The sequence below is a fragment of the Hypericibacter sp. genome (genome assembly GCF_050729195.1).
In the GTDB taxonomy this organism is placed as follows: Bacteria; Pseudomonadota; Alphaproteobacteria; order Dongiales; family Dongiaceae; genus Hypericibacter.
The window spans coordinates 15,205-34,712 of the sequence record NZ_JBOHKS010000296.1; the positions used below are offsets into that span (position 1 = coordinate 15,205).

Annotated in this window: 16 protein-coding genes; 9 read left to right on the forward strand and 7 right to left on the reverse strand. The window is 65.7% G+C overall.

Features of this window, described 5'->3' with window-relative positions; all coding sequences use genetic code 11:
* Positions 1 to 22: 22 nt before the first annotated feature.
* Together ACREE8_RS24195 and ACREE8_RS24200 are read right to left on the reverse strand one after the other, a co-directional pair.
* On the reverse strand, positions 23 to 952 hold the full coding sequence (locus ACREE8_RS24195) for a glycosyltransferase family 2 protein (RefSeq protein WP_431575585.1): 930 nt from the start codon (positions 950 to 952) through the stop codon (positions 23 to 25).
* A 15-nt stretch (positions 953 to 967) separates the two neighbouring features.
* Complete coding sequence (locus tag ACREE8_RS24200) at positions 968 to 1,822, reverse strand: methyltransferase domain-containing protein (RefSeq protein WP_431575586.1); 855 nt, start codon at positions 1,820 to 1,822, stop codon at positions 968 to 970.
* A gap of 257 nt (positions 1,823 to 2,079) precedes the next feature.
* On the opposite strand from ACREE8_RS24200, the gene ACREE8_RS24205 reads away from it, so the two are divergent.
* A complete protein-coding gene (locus ACREE8_RS24205) occupies positions 2,080 to 3,285 on the forward strand; it encodes a glycosyltransferase (protein ID WP_431575587.1) in 1,206 nt (401 codons plus the stop codon).
* A gap of 37 nt (positions 3,286 to 3,322) precedes the next feature.
* Entirely contained in the window at positions 3,323 to 5,218 is a 1,896-nt protein-coding gene (asnB, locus tag ACREE8_RS24210) for an asparagine synthase (glutamine-hydrolyzing) (protein WP_431575588.1), read from the forward strand.
* On the opposite strand, the gene ACREE8_RS24215 is transcribed toward asnB, so the two are convergent.
* From ACREE8_RS24215 to ACREE8_RS24230, 4 genes are all read right to left on the reverse strand, one after another.
* Positions 5,215 to 6,654, reverse strand: coding sequence for an O-antigen ligase family protein (locus ACREE8_RS24215; protein WP_431575589.1), 1,440 nt, complete (start codon positions 6,652 to 6,654; stop codon positions 5,215 to 5,217). The genes asnB and ACREE8_RS24215 overlap by 4 nt on opposite strands.
* Positions 6,655 to 6,687: 33 nt before the next feature.
* Positions 6,688 to 8,955, reverse strand: coding sequence for a GumC family protein (locus ACREE8_RS24220; protein WP_431575590.1), 2,268 nt, complete (start codon positions 8,953 to 8,955; stop codon positions 6,688 to 6,690).
* A gap of 67 nt (positions 8,956 to 9,022) precedes the next feature.
* On the reverse strand, positions 9,023 to 9,550 hold the full coding sequence (locus tag ACREE8_RS24225; RefSeq protein ID WP_431575591.1) for a polysaccharide biosynthesis/export family protein: 528 nt from the start codon (positions 9,548 to 9,550) through the stop codon (positions 9,023 to 9,025).
* Between the two features lie 88 nt (positions 9,551 to 9,638).
* Positions 9,639 to 11,129, reverse strand: a complete 1,491-nt coding sequence (locus ACREE8_RS24230) for an outer membrane beta-barrel protein (RefSeq protein WP_431575592.1) — start codon at positions 11,127 to 11,129, stop codon at positions 9,639 to 9,641.
* 441 nt (positions 11,130 to 11,570) lie between these two features.
* Here ACREE8_RS24230 and ACREE8_RS24235 point away from each other — a divergent pair, with 441 nt between their 5' ends.
* From ACREE8_RS24235 to ACREE8_RS24255, 5 genes are all read left to right on the forward strand, one after another.
* Positions 11,571 to 12,557 (forward strand): metallophosphoesterase family protein, encoded by a 987-nt coding sequence (locus ACREE8_RS24235; protein WP_431575593.1) that lies wholly within the window; start codon positions 11,571 to 11,573, stop codon positions 12,555 to 12,557.
* Between the two features lie 8 nt (positions 12,558 to 12,565).
* Complete coding sequence (locus tag ACREE8_RS24240) at positions 12,566 to 12,952, forward strand: cupredoxin domain-containing protein (protein WP_431575594.1); 387 nt, start codon at positions 12,566 to 12,568, stop codon at positions 12,950 to 12,952.
* 114 nt (positions 12,953 to 13,066) lie between these two features.
* Positions 13,067 to 13,633, forward strand: a complete 567-nt coding sequence (locus ACREE8_RS24245; protein ID WP_431575595.1) for a sigma-70 family RNA polymerase sigma factor — start codon at positions 13,067 to 13,069, stop codon at positions 13,631 to 13,633.
* 7 nt (positions 13,634 to 13,640) lie between these two features.
* Positions 13,641 to 14,438, forward strand: coding sequence for an anti-sigma factor family protein (locus ACREE8_RS24250; protein WP_431575596.1), 798 nt, complete (start codon positions 13,641 to 13,643; stop codon positions 14,436 to 14,438).
* Between the two features lie 356 nt (positions 14,439 to 14,794).
* On the forward strand, positions 14,795 to 15,544 hold the full coding sequence (locus ACREE8_RS24255; RefSeq protein WP_431575597.1) for a hypothetical protein: 750 nt from the start codon (positions 14,795 to 14,797) through the stop codon (positions 15,542 to 15,544).
* 28 nt (positions 15,545 to 15,572) lie between these two features.
* On the opposite strand, the gene ACREE8_RS24260 is transcribed toward ACREE8_RS24255, so the two are convergent.
* A complete protein-coding gene (locus ACREE8_RS24260; RefSeq protein WP_431575598.1) occupies positions 15,573 to 17,342 on the reverse strand; it encodes an ABC transporter ATP-binding protein in 1,770 nt (589 codons plus the stop codon).
* Between the two features lie 463 nt (positions 17,343 to 17,805).
* On the opposite strand from ACREE8_RS24260, the gene ACREE8_RS24265 reads away from it, so the two are divergent.
* On the forward strand, positions 17,806 to 18,882 hold the full coding sequence (locus ACREE8_RS24265) for a phosphatase PAP2 family protein (RefSeq protein WP_431575599.1): 1,077 nt from the start codon (positions 17,806 to 17,808) through the stop codon (positions 18,880 to 18,882).
* Positions 18,875 to 19,508 (forward strand): ELM1/GtrOC1 family putative glycosyltransferase (locus ACREE8_RS24270; RefSeq protein ID WP_431575600.1); only part of this gene is annotated, 634 nt, incomplete at its 3' end. The genes ACREE8_RS24265 and ACREE8_RS24270, both read left to right, overlap by 8 nt.

Below are 19,508 nucleotides of genomic sequence, written 5' to 3' on the forward strand. Positions count from 1 at the left end.
GCGAGGCGAATCGGTCCCAACGTCAGGTATGCTTGTCGCCCGCACGCGCCCAGAGCAGCTTGCCGGCCCCGGCATTCATCTTGATCCAGGCCCGCGAGCCGTCATCGCGGCGCGCGAGACGGCCGACGAGGGCCAGCAGGCTCCAGAGGCCCAGCTGCACCGCGCCCCGCATCATCAGGTTCGCGGTCATCAAGGCGGGCCTTGCGCTGTTCTTCATGCGCAGCCGCACATAGCTCTGGTTTTGCCGAAAGGTGCGGCGCGCCATGTAATCGAGCCGGCTGCGGGCGGCCGGTACGAACTCGCTGACCGGCGCGCTGGCGCACCAGACGAAGCGGCAGCCTGCGCGAGCGAGCCCCATGAAGAAATCGGTGTCCTCGCCGCCGGTGACGCCGAAAGCCGGATCGAAGGGCTCGTTCGATCGAATGCAGGTCGCGCGCCGCAGCATGCAATTACCTGTGCCTCCGCCGCGCGAGGCGCCGGTCGCGTGCAGAGGCGCCGGGGTGCCGTCGGGCATCCCCATGTCGCGCTTGAAGAGACGCGCTTCCGGGTCCCAGGCCGGTGCTTGGCCGGCTTCGAAATTCGGCAGCACCGGGGCGAAGGCGACGTCGGCACCCGCCCGTTCGATTGTGGCCAGCAGCCCTGCGATCCAGCGGGGGCTCGCTTCCTCGTCGTCGTCGAGGAAGGCGATGAAGGGTTCGTCGCTGGCGGCGATGCCGGCATTGCGCGCGCGCGCGATGTTGGAACGCCGCTCGCCGACATAGGTGATCGGAACCGGGCTGGACGCCGCCAGCGCCTGGACCGCAGCCGCAGCATTGCCGTCGGCGCTGTTGTCGACGACATAGATGCCGATGGCGCCTTCGGGCAGGCCCTCCTGCGCCACACAGGAGCGGACCGCCTTTGCCATGAGGGCAGGCCGGTTGAAGGTGCAGATCACGATGCTGACTTGGCTCATGAAGACGTTCCGCTCTCAGGCCGTTTCCCGCCGAACCCACACGGAGGCGAGGTTGGGTGCCAGCCAATAGGAGCGCGTGCTGAGCAAAGTCGCAATGATCGTCTGGTAGCGCCAGAGCAACGGGTTGGGTCGCTGCCGGAACCGATGGGCCGGGTCGCTGCCATAGGGCAGATAATGCGGATAGAAGCGTTTCAACTCGTCGAGCGTGCGGAAGGTCGCGATCCGGCTGTCGGGCTCGAACTTCCGCGCCAGGGGCTGCAGATCCCAGGGCGCCAGGAAGCGGTTGCCATACTCCTCCGACAACCGTCCGAACGGCCACGCATAGAGGCGGCGCAAGGGGCGTGGCAGCCAGTGGGCGAAGGGCAGCCGGGTGTCATGCGCCACCACCGGGAACAGCCGGTTGGGCGTCGTCAGGATGACCAGGCCTTTGCTGATGCGCGCGATCTCGCCCAGGCAGTTGCGGATGTTGGGCCGGCCGACATGCTCGAGAGTCTCGATCGAGGCGAAGATATCGACGCTGTCGTTGTCGAGGCCGGTGTCCTGCAATGTGCGATTGACGAAGCGGCAGCGATTGGCGACGCCCAGGATGTGGCAGATCTCTTCCGCGTTCTCCAGCCGCTCCGCATCCGGATCGATCAGGATCGCGTCGCGGCCGCCACGCAGCAGGAACGCGACCGAGAGCCAGCCATAGCCCGCGGCTCCATCCGCCAAGGTCACCTCGCTCAGATCGTAGCGCTGAGCCATCGGCGTCACGTAGCGGCGCGTCATGAAATCGATCGTGCCGTCGATATCGAGACTGGGATAGTTGCCCTGGGACAGATGCGGCAGGGCGCGAATCTGTCGGGCATGGGGCGGGCTGATCAGGCGCATGAGCTGGCTCCGCCCATGGGTGCCGCCCGCCGGTCAGTTCGGCAGAATCGTTTCCGATATATGCGCTTCGTAATGCAAGCCACGCCGTGCCTGGATGCCATGAGGAGGTCACACGCCACGCGACTTCGTGTCGTGCAACATGCGGCTCAATCGTGGCGGCCCCGCCCCGGGTCAAGCAAGTGGCAACATCGTGTCCCAGCCTCTGCGCCGAATTTGCCCGGGGCGCGGGGGCAAAACGACGAGGAGGCCCTGACGCCATGAGCTATCGCATCGCAGTGCTGCATCAAGGCTTCGTGCCGACCTATCGCGCGCGATTCTTCGAGCAGTTGAATGCGCGGGGCGGCGCGGAATATGTCGTCTTCCACGGCAATCCGCCGACCGGCAGCGGCTGGCAGGCGGCGCCGGAGCCGCTTCAGTTTCCCAATGTGCGCGTGGACAATCGTGAAATACCCCTAGGCCGCTGGCGCGCGATTTATCAGCCCGTCGTGCAACGGATCCTGACCGATCGGTTCGACGCCGTCGTGATGGGCCACGAACTGAAATTCCTCTCCAACCTGTTGCTGGCCTTGCGAGCGCGTCAGCGTCGCTTGCCTGTGATCTTTTGGGGATTTGGTTATCACGCCAAGGTCGGCATGGGGTTCACCGCCAAATCCTCCGGTCTCGCTTTCGGCATGGTCTCGCAGGTGAAGGATCTGCTGGCGCGCCAGGCCGATGGCTATCTGGCCTATACCGAGGGCGGGGCGGAGAATCTCCGGCGCATCGGCATGCCCGACGAGAAAGTATGGGTGGTGCGCAACACCATCGACGTCGAAGCGCAGACACGGCTCCATGCGAAGTATCTGAATACCGATCGCGCGGCGCTGCGCCAGCAGCTCGGGTTGAAACCCGACTCCGTGGTGCTGCTCTATGTCGGACGGCTGCTGCCGGCCAAGCAGGTCGATCTCCTGATCCAGGCCGTTCGCCGCATCAATGCGATGCAGCTGAGCCGCCAGCCGGTCGAGGTGCTCATCATCGGCGACGGCCCCGCGGCCGAGAGCCTGCAGGGGCGTGCCGTCAATCTGCCCTCGGTCCGTTTCCTGGGCGCGCTTTACGACCAGGACGAGGTGGCGCGCTATATGCGCGTCGCGGCGGCGATGGTGATTCCGGGATTCGTCGGCCTTGCGGTCAATCACGCTTTCGCGCAAGGCCTTCCGGTGATCACCCGCGACCATGCGCTGCACAGCCCCGAGATCGAATATCTGCACAATGGCGAGAATGGATTGATCGTGCCCGGCGACATGGAGGATTTCGCCCATGTGCTGGCGCGCTTCGTCGATTCGCCGGAGATCCAGCAGCGGCTGGCGGCGGGCGCGCTCAGGTCACGCGACGAGCTGCATCTCGATCACATGGTCGAGCGCTTCGACCAGGCCGTGCTCGCGACGGTTCGCCGCGCGCAAGGCGTGGATCTGCGCAGCGCCGCCTGAGTTCGCCGATTCCCATCCCTCTCGGAGACTGAGCCCCATGTGCGGAATTTTCGGTGCGATCTTCTCGCCCTCGGTCGCGGTCCATGTGGAAGCGGGCCTCGCGGCCCTGCGTCATCGCGGGCCCGACAGCGAAGGCGTGGCCCGCGAGGAGTTGCGCGGCAAACAGGTGGTGCTGGGCCATACGCGGCTCGCGATCCTCGATCTCAGCCCCGCCGGTCATCAGCCGATGGCCAGCCGCGACGGACGCTGGCTGCTTTCCTATAACGGCGAGGCCTATAACCACCAGGCGCTGCGCCGCGGCCTGACCGGGAATTTTCGCGGCCATTCCGACACGGAGACGCTGGCCGAGTTCCTCGCGGCTCGCGGTCTCGAATCGACCCTGACACGGCTCGACGGCATGTTCGCCTTCGCGGCGCTCGATCGCCTCGAGGGCAAGCTGCATCTGGTCCGCGACGCCTTCGGCATCAAGCCGGTCTATTACACGATGCTGCCGCAAGGCGGGATCGCCTTCGCCTCGGAGGCGCGGGCGCTCATGGCCCTCACCGGCACGGCGCCCCAGGCCGATGAGGACGCGCTGCAATGTTTCCTGACGCTGCGCTTCGTGCCTTCGCCGCGCACGCTCTGGCGGGGCATCCAGCGCCTGCCGGCGGGTCATCGTCTGAGCTTCGATCTCGCCACTGGCGAGGCCGAGCTCACGCGCTATATCGAGCCGGTGGCGGAGCGCTATGCGGGCGATCGCGCCGATGCGGTCGAGCGCTATCACGAGGTGCTGGGCGGGGCGGTGGACCGGCAGCTCCTCTCGGATGTGCCGGTCGGCATCCTGCTGTCGGGCGGGATCGATTCGGCCCTGGTCGCGGCCCTGGCCCGGGAGAAGGGCCGGCCGCTGCCCTGCTACACGGTGGGCTTCGGCGCCGGGCACAAGGAATGCGAGATCGAGGATGCGCGCGGGACCGCGGCGGCGCTCGATCTGCCCTTCGTCGCCGTCAATGTCGCGCCGCAGGATCTGATGGCAACGCTCGACCAGGTGATCGACAGCCTGGAGGAGCCGATCGTCTCGACCTCGGCACTGGCGATCTGGCATCTGATCGGGCGGATGCGTCAGGACGTGACGGTGGCCTTGAGTGGCCAGGGCAGCGACGAGCCCTGGGGCGGTTATACCCGCTATCAGAACGAGGTCCTGCGCCGCCTGCTGCCGGCGCCCGCGATGGCCGGCTGGGTCGGGCGTGCGATGGGCGGCTATGGCAAGCTGCCCGAAGCCGTGCAGCGTGCGCTCCGCAGCCTGCCGATCGAATCGCCGGCCGAACGTTTCCGCGAAGCCTACGCGCTCTTCACCGCCAGCCAGCGCCAGGCGCTGACGGGCCGCGCCGATGACGGCAAGGCGCTGGGCGACATCGGCTATTGGCTCGACTGGAGCCGCGGCACGGGCCGCGAGCCGGTCGAGACCATGATGAGCGTCGATGCCCGGACCTGCCTGCCGGACGATTGGCTGCTCTATACCGACAAGATCTCGATGGCCTATGCGCTGGAGGTTCGCGTTCCGATCCTCGATCTCGAGGTGGTGCGGTTCGTCGAATCCCTGCCGCGCGCCTTCCGGCTGGCGCCGGGCCGGCGCAAGATCGTGCATAAGATGATGGCGCGGCGCTATCTGCCGGCGGCCATCGTCAACCGCAAGAAGAAGGGTTTCCCGATCCCCTTCGGCGCCTGGTCGCGCGACGCCTTGCGCGGCCGTGTCGAAACGACCCTGCTCGAGATCCTGCCGCAGACGGGATTGTTCGATCGGGCCGCGGTCGAGACGCTCTGGCGCCAGCATCTCTCCCAGTCGCAGCCGCTCGATCGCCAGATCTACGCGCTCTTCATTCTGGGCTGCTGGTTCGAGCGCTTCCAGGCGGGCCGGGGTCGCGGATCGGCGGCCAGCCTGGCATCGGCCGCCTAAGCCGTCAGGAAGGGCTCGCGCGACGTTCCCACCAGCGATGCCCGGTGTGCCAACGCGGCCTTCTGGCGGTGAAGCAGGATTCTCTGCCGGATGACACGCCCCTCCAGCAATTCGCGCTGCATGAGGGCCACCAGCATGAACAGCCAGACCGCCTGCATGTGATGCGGGCGCAAATAGGAACTTTCGAGAAGATTATAGAGAGCGATGGAGAGAATCATCGCATAGGCGAAGGCGCGCGCCGGTAGGTCGAAGGGGCGGCGCGGCGGTTGCCCGAGCAGCCGCGCGCCCACGCGGAACATCCAGCCGAGGGAGAACAGCGCCAGGCCGAGGCCGACGAGACCCGTCTGCAGGAAGAGGTCGAGATAGCCGTTATGGGCCTGGCCGACGACGCCGAGCCATCCGACGGCTTTGGAGAAGCCGAAGGAGTTGTCCGACCCGGCCACGTCCCAGAAGGCGCCGAAGCCATAGCCGGTCCAGAAATGCTTCATGATCTGATCCCAGATCACTTCCCAGAGCGGCAACCGTCCGGTGAAGGTGATATCCCCGAAGACCGCCGTCCCGACCTCGGTCGCGCTGACGCCGGTCAGCATCAGAAGCGCCAGGACGGCTAGCGCCAGAAAGCTGAACGCGCTGCCGAACAGCGCGGCGGCGCTGGGGCCCCGGCGGCAGAGGGTGACGGCGATGGCGGTCCAGATGACGACCAGCATGGCGAGCGCACTGCCGGTCTTCGATCCGGTGGCGAAGATCACCAAGTAGAAGATCCCGGCGGCGCCCAGCACCAGGAATCGCGTGCTGCGCCAGGGAAAACGCGCGGCATAGAAATACCAGCAGAGGCTCGCCATCACCGCGACCTGGCCGGCCGAGTTCTTGTGTCCATGCATGCCGATCAGGCGGCCTTCATTGTCGAGGCCGCGGCCGGGCATGCCGACGGCGGCCATGATATCGAGCGCCATCACGACGCCGGTGATGAGGAAGGCCATGCGATGGAAGTCGCGCAAGGAAACGCCCGAGACGGCCACGCCGAGGGCTGCGGCATACATGAGCCAAAGCACCGCGACGCGGCGCAGCGTGACGTCGGGCAGGGGTGACCAGATGGCCGTCGCCATGTCCCATGCGATCACCAGCAGCAGCGGCCAGGCCTGCTTCGCCAGGGTCACGGCGAGGCGAAAGCGGCTGAAGATCAGCGGCAAGGCCAGCGCCACGCCGCCCAGCCAAATCGCCTGATTGAGAAAACCGTCGGACGCGGTGCTGGCGCTGTCGATGTCGGCGCCGGAGAAGGGGCGTGCGCCGATCATACCGAAGGCCAGCAGCAGGAAGAGCAGGGTATGGCCCACAGCGAGATTGAGCCACCCGGTCTGCGGCGGCGGCACGATCTCCGCCGACCGCCAGGAGGGGGTCGCCAGCCGCTCCGTGCCCGCTTCGAGCGCTATCGCCATCGTCACGAGCCGGCGTCAAAGGGCAGGAACGTCTCAACCCACATAATAGCGGCGCAGCTCCGCGTAATAGGACCCGGCATCGCCATAGCCATAGCGGGCATGGCGCTTGAGGTTCACCATCGACAGCACCGCGCCCGCGATGTCGGCGCCGGCGTCATGCAGCTGGCGCACGGCCAGGAGGGCCGTCTCGGCGCGGGTCTTCTCCCAACGCACGACGAAGACGGTCTTGTCCACGAGCCGGCTCAGCAGCTGCGTGTCGGAGACGGCGAGCACCGGCGGCGTGTCGATCACCACCATGTCGTAATGCTCCGCCAGCGCCCGCAGGAAGGCCGCGAGGCGTTCGGAGGCCAGGATGTCGGTGGCGCTCGTGGCCGGTGCCGTGCCGGCCGGAACGATCAGGGCCGTCGAGCGCGGATCGGGATGGAGGATGTCGTCGAGCTCGGCCGTGCCCCGGATATAGTCGGAGAGGCCGGCCTTGCGCCGCAGGCCCAGCCGGCGGCAGAGTGCCGAACGGCGCAGGTCGCAATCCACCACCACCACCTTCTTGCCGGCATGAGCCAGCACGCGGGCATAGGAGAGCGCCAGCGAGGTTTTGCCTTCCTTGGGCAGCGAGGAAGCGAACATCACGGTGCGCACGGGCTGCGCGTTCGCCGAGAGGGCGATGCCGGTATGGAGGCTGCGCAGGGCCTCTGACAAGGCCGAGGCCGGCTTGTCCACGACATAATCTTCGGGCTTGCGCAACCGGCCGAGCCAGGTCTGAACGGTGGGGATCAGGCCCAGGCCGCGCACGCCGACGACGCGCTCGATCTGTCCCATGCTGCGCAGGCCGCGGTCGAACTCCTCGATCAGCAGCGCGATCAGCACGCCCAGCATGCCGAAGGCAACCAGCGCCACCAGCACCAGGATCCGTTTCTTCGGGAAGGAGGGTTTTTCCGGCTCGCTGGCATGCGAGATGATGATCGCATCCGGCTGCTTGAAGCTCTGCTCGCTGCCGGTCTGCTGATATTGAGCGAGGAAGTTCTCCAGAAGCGTCCGGCTCGCATCGGCCTCGCGTTCCAGCGAGCGCAGATGGACGTCGGACTGGTTGAGGCTGGCGACCTGGTTGCGGGTCTGCTCCAGGCTCGAGGAGATCGAGACCTCGCGTGCGCGAGCGACGGCCACCTCGTTGGTGTAGTCCTTGACGATCCGGCCGATTTCTTGCCGGATCTTTCCCTGCAGATCGGCCAGCTGCGCTTTGGCACCCAGGATCTTCGGGTGGCGTTCGCCATAGGTCTGCGACAGATCGGCAATGGTCTGCTCGAGCTGCGCCTCCTGGGCGCGCAGGCCCTGGATCAGCGGCGATTGCAGCACGGCGCCGGCGCTCTCGGTGCCCTGCGGCGAGGCGAGCAGCGACTGGACCTGCTGCAGCTTGGCCTCGGCCGCGGCGCGGTCGGTGCGGGCCATGACCAGTTGGGTGCCGAGCTCGGCGGTCTCCTGCGAGGCCAGGGTATCGCCGCGGCTTTCGACCAGGCCGTTCTTGGTGCGGTAATCCTCGACCGCCTGGTCGGCGGCGACCACCTGCTCACGCAAGGTATCGAGCTGCTGCGTCAGCCAGACATTGACTTCCTTGCTGGAGGCGGTCCGCTGCTCGATGCCGCTGCTGATATACTCCTCGACGATGGCATTGGCGACCCGCGCCGCCGTGCGCGAATTCTCCGCCTGGAAGCTCACGCTCACCACCCGCGATTCGCCGGCGGCACCAGCGTCGAGCCGCTTGAGGAAGGCCTCGACCACCCGGTTATGGCTGCGGCGCACCTCGTCGGTCGGACTGCCCGCGTCGCCCGCAAAGAGCTTGGCAATGCGATCGGCCGAATCGGCCGGCAGATAGGTGTGAGGATCGAGCATACTGGAGAACCAGGTCGGCGGTTCGAGCGACGCGTTGAAATCCGGATCGCGCATCAGGCCGAGCTTGTCGATCACCCGATCGGCCAGGTCGCGCGACTGCACCACGGCGATGGCGCTGTTGACCGCCTCGGTGTCGGGCGACAGGCCGGCCAGCGTCTGGTTGGCGTCGAGCAGCTTCGATTGCGAGGGATCCAGCATCACCTGCGCCGTCGCGGTATAGCGCGGTGAAATCGCGAACAGAGCCGCCGCCGTCAGCAGCGTGCAGCCGACTGCGATGCTCGCGATCATGAGCTTGCGCCGCCAGACGCGCCGGAACAGCTCCTGGAGATCGGGCCCGCTGGATTGGGTCCAGTCCGGGGGCATGGCAATGGGAGGCTCGGCCATGGGCCGGGGGACCAGCAGTCTCGCGTCCGCCATGATGAATATCCTTTCGCGTCTGGCGATCCAGCTTCCCGCCTGGCCGCGTTGAAACAGTCGACCCCGATCAGAAGAAGCGTTCGGGGACTTCGATCACGTCGCCCGGGAGGACGACCGTGGTCTGATCCGCCTCGAGTTCCTGCACTTGTCCGTCGATATCGCGGTTGATCTTCATATGGCCCTCGCGGGCGCGATAGGTGAACCCGCCCGCCAACGCGACCGCATTCATCACCCGCATGCCGTTCACGAAGGGATAGCTCCCGGGATTGCGCACTTCGCCCAGGATGTAGAAGGGGCGATAGTCGATCACCTCGACGCTGACCTTCGGGTCCTTCAGATAATCCTTGGAGAGTTTCTCGGTGACAGTGGTCGCCAGCTCGGTCGTGGTGCGTCCCCGCGCGTCGACCTCACCGATCAGCGGCATCGCGATCGCGCCATTGGCATCGACCTGGAATTCGCCGCTCAGCTGATCGTCCCCGAAGACCGTCACCCGGACCTTGTCGCCGGGCCCCAGATGGTACTGGTCGCTCGTGGCCTGCGCCGGGCCCGACAGCATGATCAACATGCCGAGCATGGCGAAAGTGGAAAGGCTCATTTGCAAACGGTGCAGCACGGTCTTCTCCCGGCAGGGGCGGCAAGGGCCAGCCCGTCGCGATGTCGACGGACCGGTCCCGATCCGCCGGTTAGAGTTTGAGATCGAGGCTCAGCAGAATCAGATTGCGCTCGTAGTTCTCGTCGCTCTCGCTCGAATCGCGAGTGTCGTAGCGATATTTGAGGTCGATCGAGGCGTAGCGGTTCATCAGATACTCGGCGCCGGCGCCGCCGGTCCAGATATCGTCGTTGCGGTTGATGCCTTGATAGTCGTTGTTGATGAAGCCGCCGAAGGCATTGAGGATGAGGTTGCGCAGCAGCTCGTGGTCGATATTGATCAGGGCGTCGGTCGAGAAATAACCGGCCGCCCCTACTTGCGTGGTTTCCTGAAGGGTTCTCGACACGGTCGCGGTCACGGTGGTGAGGCCGGTCGGATTCCAAATCAGGGAGCCGCCGAAGCTGGGTCCGGAAACGGTGTCGTACTGGGAGTCCTGGTAATATTGCGTCAGATAGCCCGCGAAGATGTCGGCGCGGGTCACGCCGCCCAGATCGATGGCCAGTCCGACCACCGTCTCGAACCCCTGCGAACTGCGATCGAAACCGGCAGTATCCTGCTGGCTGTCGTAGTCCTGGCGGTTGTAGGACGCGCGCACATAGGCGTCATAGTCCGGTACGATCTCGTAGCTCAGCGTGACGCTGTGCAGCGAGGAGATGCGATCGCGATCGTTGTTGTCGATCGTGGTGCCATTGTCGGAATCGACGTTGAAGTATTTATAACGGTTGAGCTGGCTATCGAGCTTCAGCGTGAAGCGGCCGAAGCGGTTCTGGTCGCCGATTTCGCCGTGATAGAGGTCGTATTCCGTCGGGGTCTTGCCCTGGACATCGTCGGGCGAAGAACGGTCTTCATGCGCATGGCGATAATTGAAGGCCGCGGTGAGCTGGTCGTCGCGCGTGATGTCGATACGGCCATCGGTTCCGAAATGGTAATCGACATAATCCTCGCCGGTATGGGTCGCGTAATAGCCGGCGGCGGCACCCGCGTCGAAATTGAGGGCGTTGTTGTTCCAATTCGATTCGATCGACAGCTCCGGCGCGATCTCGGTGATGAAATCGCCGCGCTTGTCCGACGGCGTGACGAAGATGTTGTCGTCATAGATCTCGGAGGTGCGGACCGACGGATAGGCGAAGAACCCTCCGAGATGGAGACCCAGCGCATCCACTTCCGGCCGCTGACGTTCGCGCACGGTCTGATCGCGCGGCACTTCCTCGTAGGCCGTCGAGAACGTCGGTTGCTGATAGGAGCTGGAAACCACGGGACCCGACGCGTCGGACGCGGCATCGGCGATCTGCACCGCAGAGGGATCGGATGGAGAGGGGGTACTGCTATCGGCGATCAGCATGCTCGTTTGGGGCCTTGTCTCGTCTTGGACCGAGATCTCCTCGGTGGTCGGTGCGGCGTCGCTCGACTTGGCCGGCGCCTTCAAGAGCAGACCGTCAGACGCGGCGCTCACGGACTTCACCGCCTGGAGCGAAACACCGACACCGATGGTCAACGCCATCACCAAGGCCAAGCTGCGAATCAATGCTCCCCCTCTTCAGTGGCGCCTCATGGCCAAAAAGCGCGACGGTCGTTTCCGGTCCTGAAAGCCCCAAGACCGGCGCCGGCCGTCACTCGCACCGACGCGTTGGCAGAGCCCCCTTGTCCAGCTCTCTGCAAACGCCGGGGGCAACGAAGAAATACTTGTTAAGTCAGTAGGATAGCTGTGCATCGTACGGGCCTTGCCGGAGCTTCAGCGAGGGGCAAAGTTGTGGCTCCGCGCGGCCCCGGAAAGGCGAAGAATCCCGGATGTTTAGTCTGGTTGGCCGACCGGTGAATCATGCGAGTGCCCGGAGTTTCAGTCGGCGCGTTCGCGGCAGCGGAAAGTTCCTTCACCTTTCCGTGACGCGCGCGCGTCCGGCGGAATAGAACGCGCGCTCCTGCGGTCTTGATGGGGTCCGTTCCGCTCGAAAGGAGCAACGATCCCATGAGCAACCCTCAGAACACGTCGTTCGCCTCGCAGACTGTCCCGAAAAATTCATCGCCCGACCTGACGCGCCGCCGGATGCTCGGCTGCATGGCCTGGACCGGTACCGGCGTGCTCTGGACTCTGGCCGGCGGCGTGCCGCGCAGCCTGGGCCTGATCGGCGAAGCGCGCGCCGACCAGTTGCCGGCCGGCGCCTTCACCTTCGTCCAGATCTCCGACACCCATATCGGCTTCAACAAGGAAGCCAATCCGGATGTGGCCGGCACGCTCCGGCGCGCCATCGGCGAGGTGAACGGGCTGGATCCGCGCCCCGCCTTCGCGATCCATACCGGCGATGTCTCCCATCTTTCCAAGCCCGAGGAGTTCGGGCAGGCGCGCGAGCTCCTGCAGGAGATGAAGGTCGACCGGATCCATTTCGTGCCCGGCGAGCATGACGCGCTCGATAACGGCCTCACCGGATTCCTGAAGGCCTTCGGCCAGGAGAGCGAACAGACCGGCTGGTACAGCTTCGACCAGAATGGCGTCCATTTCGTCGGCCTGGTGAATGTCACCGACTTCCAGCCGAAGGCGATGACCCGGCTCGGGGCCGAGCAACTCGCCTGGCTGGAGAAGGATCTGGCGGCCCAGTCGGCCAGCACGCCCATCGTCGTCTTCGCCCATATCCCGCTCTGGACCGTCTATGAGCCCTGGGGCTGGGGCACCGCCGACGCGCCGCAGGCGCTTGGCTATCTGAAGCGCTTCGGCTCGGTCACCGTCCTCAACGGCCATATCCATCAGGTGATCCAGAAGGTCGAAGGCAATGTGAGTTTCCACACCGCCATGTCGACCGCCTATCCGCAGCCCAAGCCGGGCGAAGCGCCGGCGCCAGGGCCGCTCAAGGTCGATGCCGTCGAGTTGGGCAAGCTCCTCGGCACGCGAAGCATCAATGTCGTTCCGGGAACGAAGACGCTGGCGACGATCGATACGCCCCTCGGCGGCACGGTCTGAGGCCGGTAATGAAACGCGAGACGCTGCTGATGTCGATCGGAGGCAAAATGATGACGGTGCCGGCGCCGGCTCGGATGGCCGCGGTCATGCTTATCCTTGGCCTTGGGTTGCTGGCCGTTCCGTCAGCCGCATCGGCCGCCGGCACCGTGACGATCGAGATCGGCAATTACAGCTTCGTTCCCGCCGAGGTGACGGTGGCGCCGGGAACCAAGGTCGTCTGGGTCAATCACGACGAAATGGTGCACAGCGTCGTCTCGGCCGCGCATCTGTTCGGCTCGACCGGCATGGACACCGATGACGAGTACAGCTTCGTCTTCGAGAAGGAGGGCGACTACGCCTATCTCTGCAGTCTCCATCCCTACATGACCGGCGTGGTCAAGGTGCGCCAGCCATGATGGCGGCCCCTGGCTCGGGCGAGCGAAACATTGCCAGGTCTTAAGGCGGGAGCAGGCGTCTCCATGCGCGGTCCATATGGCTCCCCGCCGGCACGTGACATAGAGTCGCCGCCCATGAACCCGCCCTTCAAGGACGAAGGCTCGGTATCTGCCGAGGACAAGGCCGGCCGCATCGAGCGGCTGATCCTGCCGCATCTGGATGCTGCCTATAACCTGGCGCGCTGGCTCACGCGCAGCGAGCAGGATGCTGCCGACATCGTCCATGAGGCGTTCCTGCGCGCGGTCCGCTATGCCGACAGCTTCCAGGGCGGCAATGCGCGTGCCTGGTGGCTCGCCATCGTGCGCACGACTTATCTCACCTGGGTTGCCAAGACGAGCGGCGCCCGTTCGCCCTTGTCGCTGGAAGAAGTGATGACATCGGGCGATGGCGATGTTCCGGCCGATGGCGGCCGCAGTCCGGAGGAGCTGGCGCATTGGTCGCAATGCGCTTCCATGCTGACCGAGCTGGTGGAGGCGTTGCCGGCCGGCTTCCGGGAGATCATTCTGCTGCGCGAGATGGAGGAGCTTTCCTACCGCGAGATCGCGGATCTGCTCGAGGTCCCCGTGGGCACCGTCATGTCCCGGCTGGCGCGGGCGCGCGAGATGCTGAAGCGCGCCTGGGCGGCGCGGCAGGGAAGGTAGGGCGCTCATGGATTGCAGAACCGCTGCCGCGCTGCTTCAGCCCTGCTTCGACGGCGAGCTCGACGAGGGCACGGCCGCCACGGTCAGGGCCCATATCGCGGGCTGCGCCGCCTGCAGCCGCGAGATGGCGGCGCTCCAGGCCTTGCGCGAGGGCATGAAACGTTCGCTGCCGCGTTACACGCCGCCGCAGAGCTTGCGCGACCGGATTCGCGCCTCGGCCTCCGAGGCCACGTCGACGGAACAGCGTCGGCCGCCGGCGCCGCGTCGCTCTCTGCCCCGCTGGCTGGCGGTGGCGGCCTCGCTGCTGCTGGTGGCGAGCCTCAGCGTCGGGGTGACGCGGACTTGGATGGGATCGTCCACCGAGCCGGCATCCACGGAGCTCCTGCTGCATGACCTGGTGTCCAGTCATCTGCGGGCGTTGGCGGCAACCAACAGCGTGGATGTGCCCTCGTCCGATCGTCATACGGTGCGGCCCTGGTTCGCGGGGCGTGTCGAGGTGGCGCCGCCGGCGCTCGATCTGTCGCAACAGGGTTTCGAGCTGCTTGGCGGTCGCGTCGACTATGTCGGCGGCCGTCGGGTCGCGGTGCTGGTCTACAAGCATGGCCAGCATGTGGTCGATCTCTATGTGCTGCCCGATGATATGCCGGGCGCGACAGCGAACGCCGTCGGTGCCGGCGCACCGGTGATGCGCCAGGGTCTGAATCTGATCCAGCGGCGCGTCGGGGGCGTTCAGGTCTGGGCCGTCTCGGATCTCGACCCGCAGGAGATGGCGGACTTTGGCGAGGCCTTGACGAAGGCCCCGTGACGCCGCGGGCTCAGGTCGATTTCGGTTGAGATCTTCACCCCGCCTTACGAGAGCCCGTTATTGAACGGTTCGGCGATGACTCGATCGAGTTCAATGGCGCCCGGGGGCCGGCGGCTGAGGGGCGGAGATGAGCCCGGTTCGGCAACGCTGTTGGCTTGGCTTTGGAGCGATGCCGTGACGGAACGCCGCGGCAGAGGGGATTTCAATCCGGGAGCGACGCGCCGGACGGGCGTCGCAGGCGTCTTCCGATGGGCGGCAGCGCCGGCAGGGCGGGGCGGATGGCTGTGGAACGGGCCTGACCGATGCGATAATCTTGCCGCCGCCTCCGCCCACATCGTTGTCCGCCCACGGCCCTTATGTTCTTCAATCTCGACAGTTTGCAGATGCGCTACGAGCCCTATCCGATCGGGCTCGCCCAGCCGCTCATGGACCAGGGAACTTACGACCAGCTCGTTGCCAGTTTCCCGTCCAAGGAGCTGTTCCTGCATATGCCGAAGTTCGGCAACAAATACGTGCTGTCGGAGAAGTTCAACCCGAAGAACTATCACGACTATGTCGGCGCCCAGCCCACCTGGCGCGAGTTCCATCGCTGGGTGAAGGGCGACAGCTTCATTCCGGGCGTGCTCGAGGCGCTGCAGAAGCGCTACATCGATCTGGGGCTGGACGGCAAGCCGCTGCGCGGTCTGCGCCGCCTGCGGCGCCTCTTTCCCGGCAACCGGAAGGACATCCCGCTCAACGCGCGCTTCGAATTCTCGATGCTTTCCGCGGCCGGCGGGTTCCTGCTGCCGCACACCGACAATGCGAACAAGATCATCACGCTCGTCATCTCGATGGCGCGGCCGGGCGAGTGGAACGAGGCGATCGGCGGCGGCACGGATGTGCTGCGCCCGAAGGACAACCGGCACGCCTTCAATTATCTGAACGAGCAGGCGCAGTTCCAGGATTTCGAGCGGCTCGACAGCTACGCCTTCCGTCCGAACCAGGCGGTCCTCTTCATCAAGACCTACAATTCCTGGCACTCGGTCAGCCCGATCACCGGCAACGACCCGGATATCCTGCGGCGCACCCTGACGATCAATATCGAAAAGCCGAAATGGGCCTCGTGAGGCGCTGAGGCCGGTAGTGGCCTCGCGATCAGAGCGAGACGACCTTCGGAAACATATCGGGCGTGGTTTCGGTGACGATGCCGTCCTCCACCCTGATCACCTTGTCGGCGACCGTCATCCATGCGGGCTGGTGCGAGATCGACAGCACCGTGATGCCGCCCTGGTTCACCAGATCGCGCACGTTGCGGACGATCCCGGCTTCGGTCATCGGATCGAGCGCGCTGGTGGCCTCGTCGAGGATCAGAAGCTTCGGCCGGTGAATCAGGGCTCGCGCCAGCGCGATGCGCTGACGCTGGCCACCCGAGAGGAGCGCGCCACGCTCGCCCACGACGTGATGCATCCCGTCGGGAAGCGTCGCCACGAAATCCCAGGCGCCGGCCTGACGCAGCGCCTTCTCGACATCGGCCGGAGTGAAGCTCGGCTCGCCGAGTGTGACGTTGGCCATGATCGATTCGTGGAACAGGATGAGTTCCTGCGGCACATAGCCGACGAGCGAACGCCACTTGATCACGTCGATCTCGGACAAGGGTTGGTCGTCGATCAGGATCTCGCCCAAGGTCGCCTGGTGAAGTCCCAGGATGAGATCCACCATGGTGGTCTTTCCCGCACCCGACGCGCCGATGATGGCGGTGATGCCGCCGGTCGGCACGAAGAAGGAGGCGTGGTCGAAGACGACCTTGTCGCCGAAGGCCATCGAGACGTCCCGCAGCTCCATCCCCTTGTTCAAGGTCGGCATGCGTCCTGGCTTGGTGGTTTCGCGGGCGGCCTTGGCATCCTCGATCGCGCCATGGATCGACCAATAACCGCTCTCGGCCACTTGCACCGATTGTAGGTCTTCCTGAACCTTGCCGATGACCATGACGGTCTTCACCAGCACAATGCTCATGACGACGAGTTCCGGCAGCGGGATGCCCGCGTAGGTGCTGCCGAAATAGGTGCCCAGTCCGATGCAGATGAAGATGATCGGTTCCTGCAGCACCTTGCTGGCATGGCGGGCGAAGAGCTGGCGGCGCATCGCCAGGTCGATGGTATTGATGTCGCGGGCGAAGAGCGCGCCGACACGTGCCTGCCGACCCATCGCCTTCATCGGCTTGAGGCCGACCAGCACGTCCGCCAGCCGTCCGATCATGATCTTGGTGCGCTTGGTCTGCTTGCGGGCGTTGCGGCGGGTGATGATGATGAAGCGGCTCAGGGAGAGCATCATCACCAGCCCGATGCCGAGCGCGAAGGCCGCAAGCTTCCAAGACAAGGCGGCAGCAATGCCGAGATAGACCATGGCCTGAATGATGCCGGACAGGAACTGCGCGACCGAGCTGTAGGCCTCACTGGCGCGCATGGCCTCGATGCCGAGCGCATTGGCGAAGCGCCCCATCGGTTCGCGCACGAAGAAGCTCCAGCGCGCATCGAGCAGGGCCGATACCAGGCCCAGGCGCATATGCGTTCCCACCTCGGCCACCGCATGGCCGACTTGGCGCATGGCGGCGAGCTGCAGCAAGGCCTTGCCGATCATGGCGACGACCAGGATCACGATGAGCGTCAACAGATCCGTCGGCAGGCCGAGCGTGTCGAGCGTCCGCATGACGGTCGCTCCCATGCCGCTCTTGGCGCCTGAGGGGTCTCCGGCGGCGGCGAGGATCGGGATGAGGCTGGCGACGCCGATGCCTTCGGCGACGCCGCTCAGCAGCAGGCAGAAAAGGACGACGGCACTGCGGATCGGCGGGGTCGCCACGGCGATCCGCAGCACCGAGGGAACCCGCGACTTCTTGCGCTTGGGGGAATGGCTGCGTTTGTGGGACATCTCATCCTGTCGTTTAGGGAGCCTGATCGGATGCCGCGGGGCATGGGAAGGCTCTATATGGCCGCCCGACGGGCTCCAATCCGGGCTGCCGGGGCCGCTCCAACGAAGTGGCCCCGCGAAGGCTGTCGCGGCGCCTGTCCACGGCCGGCCGATCCGGCTCGAAACTGCCGGATAGTGTTACCCGATCGCCCCCCTCAACTTCAACCTGCGGGGTAGTCTGCCGGCCCCTCAAATCGGTCGCCAAAGCCAGGAATCTCAAGGTCCTGCGGCCCCAGGCCGCAGGATGGGGACCGACCATTCGCTATGTCAGGCGGCGGGCTTGCCGCCAGCGGGCGGGCCGAGTAAGTCTGGCGCGCGTCGGCCCTCCTCCGGGAGCGGTCCCGGCTCCTGACGGCGCCTCCCCCAGTCTTGGGCCTGGGCCGCCGGCAAGTCTCGATGAATCGTCACTGAAAGGGCGTTCCTGGTGAATTGGGAGAAGGCCGAAGGCGCCGCACCCCTGGCCTCGCAGGCCAGGGCGGGCAAGGTCTCCTGGCGACAGCTCCTTCCGCCCGACATGCTGGTCGTCACCCTGGTCGTGCTGGGCTTCTTCGCCATCGCGCTGGCGATCGCCAGCCGCTACGGAATCAGCTTCACCGCGCCCCGCCCCGGCAAGATCCCCGGCCTCGACGCCAATTACTGGGCGCCGCCGATCATCGCCGCGATCGCCTATCTGGTGATCCAACTGATCGGCCGGCAGCTCGCGCGGTCGAACCGCCCATCCTGGGCCGCCTTCGGCCGGCGCATCTTCGACGATTATTACCTGCTGGCGCTCTTCATCTTCGTCATCTACGTCCATTTCAACATCAAGATGTGGATCCCGGTCGTCAATCCGTCGCTCTATGACGAGACCTATTTCGCCATCGACCAGGCACTGCGGCCGTTGATCGACCTGTTCGCCTGGTTGCGCGGCCTCGGCGCCCGCATCATTCCGGCGGTCGACATCTGGTACCAGGCGGGTTTCTTCGCCGTCTTCGTGCTGTCCTACCTGACCCATTCGGTCGGCAACCGACGCTGGCACTACCACAACATGATCGGCCTGCTGCTGATCGAGATGATCGGTCCGCTGAGCTATCTTTTCGCCCCAGCTGTCGGCCCCTTCATCTATGAGCAGGGGCCGAATGCGCTCGCGACCAATGCCGAGCTGACGATGTACGAGGTCTATAAGCAGGTGCTGGCCGGCGGTGCGGCCTGGGTCTCGGAACATGGCGGGCAATATTTCGCCCAGCCCCTGGCGGCGATGCCCTCGCTCCATGTCGGCGCCACCTTCGTCATCGTCTATTACGCCGTCAAGGCGCGGCAATGGGTGTCGCCGCTGGCGGTACTCGCCTTCGCCTGGATCGTCATCGAATCGGTCGTCGCCCGCTGGCATTACCTGATCGATCTGCCGGTCGGCCTGCTGCTGGCGGCGATCGCGATCGGTATCGCCAATCGCCTCTGCCGGGGCCGGCAGATCGAGATCGATCGGGTCGCAGGCCTAGCCGATGCTGTCCGCGGTGGCTGAACCTTCGCCCAGCGTCTGGGTGTTCAAATGCCATCGCGCCGGCGATCACGCGCAGAGCATCGCCCTGGCCGACGCGCTCGGCTGGCCCTATGTCGTGAAGGAAATGAAGTTCCTTCCGCATGAGCTCTATTACGCGCTGCGAGGCAAAGGAACGCTTGCCGGCATCGACCGGGGCCGCTCGAGCGCATTGGAGCCGCCCTGGCCCGATCTCATCATCATGGCCGGCCGGCAGAACGAGACGCCGGCCAAATGGGTGCGCGACCAGTCGGGCGGACATACCCGCATCGTGGTGATCGGACGCTATTGGACACCGGCCGACCAGCTCGACCTGGTGGTGACGCCGCCGCAGTTCCGTCTGCGCGAGCATCCGCATGTGCTGGTGAATGATTTCCCGCTGCATCAAGTGACGCGCGAGAAACTCGACGAGGCCGCCCGCATCTGGCGCCCGCGGCTGGCGGAGCTACCGCATCCCTGGATCGCGCTGGTCGTCGGCGGCTCCAGCGGCCCTTATGTGTTCAGCCGCGAGACGGCGCGGCGCCTGGGCCGGGAGGCCAGCGAATTCGCGCGGACCCACGGCGGCTCGCTGCTGGTGACCACCAGCCCACGCACCAGCCGCGGTGCCATGG

Bases quoted from the DNA above. Each gene is read 5' to 3' on its own strand.
- ACREE8_RS24195 (WP_431575585.1), bottom strand. From the start codon at position 952: ATGAGCCAAGTCAGCATCGTGATCTGCACCTTCAACCGGCCTGCCCTC.
- ACREE8_RS24245 (WP_431575595.1), top strand. From the start codon at position 13,067: ATGAACCCGCCCTTCAAGGACGAAGGCTCGGTATCTGCCGAGGACAAG.
- ACREE8_RS24250 (WP_431575596.1), top strand. From the start codon at position 13,641: ATGGATTGCAGAACCGCTGCCGCGCTGCTTCAGCCCTGCTTCGACGGC.
- ACREE8_RS24225 (WP_431575591.1), bottom strand. From the start codon at position 9,550: ATGAGCCTTTCCACTTTCGCCATGCTCGGCATGTTGATCATGCTGTCG.
- ACREE8_RS24240 (WP_431575594.1), top strand. From the start codon at position 12,566: ATGAAACGCGAGACGCTGCTGATGTCGATCGGAGGCAAAATGATGACG.
- ACREE8_RS24220 (WP_431575590.1), bottom strand. From the start codon at position 8,955: ATGGCGGACGCGAGACTGCTGGTCCCCCGGCCCATGGCCGAGCCTCCC.
- ACREE8_RS24235 (WP_431575593.1), top strand. From the start codon at position 11,571: ATGAGCAACCCTCAGAACACGTCGTTCGCCTCGCAGACTGTCCCGAAA.
- ACREE8_RS24255 (WP_431575597.1), top strand. From the start codon at position 14,795: ATGTTCTTCAATCTCGACAGTTTGCAGATGCGCTACGAGCCCTATCCG.
- ACREE8_RS24205 (WP_431575587.1), top strand. From the start codon at position 2,080: ATGAGCTATCGCATCGCAGTGCTGCATCAAGGCTTCGTGCCGACCTAT.
- asnB (WP_431575588.1), top strand. From the start codon at position 3,323: ATGTGCGGAATTTTCGGTGCGATCTTCTCGCCCTCGGTCGCGGTCCAT.
- ACREE8_RS24215 (WP_431575589.1), bottom strand. From the start codon at position 6,654: ATGGCGATAGCGCTCGAAGCGGGCACGGAGCGGCTGGCGACCCCCTCC.
- ACREE8_RS24260 (WP_431575598.1), bottom strand. From the start codon at position 17,342: ATGTCCCACAAACGCAGCCATTCCCCCAAGCGCAAGAAGTCGCGGGTT.
- ACREE8_RS24200 (WP_431575586.1), bottom strand. From the start codon at position 1,822: ATGCGCCTGATCAGCCCGCCCCATGCCCGACAGATTCGCGCCCTGCCG.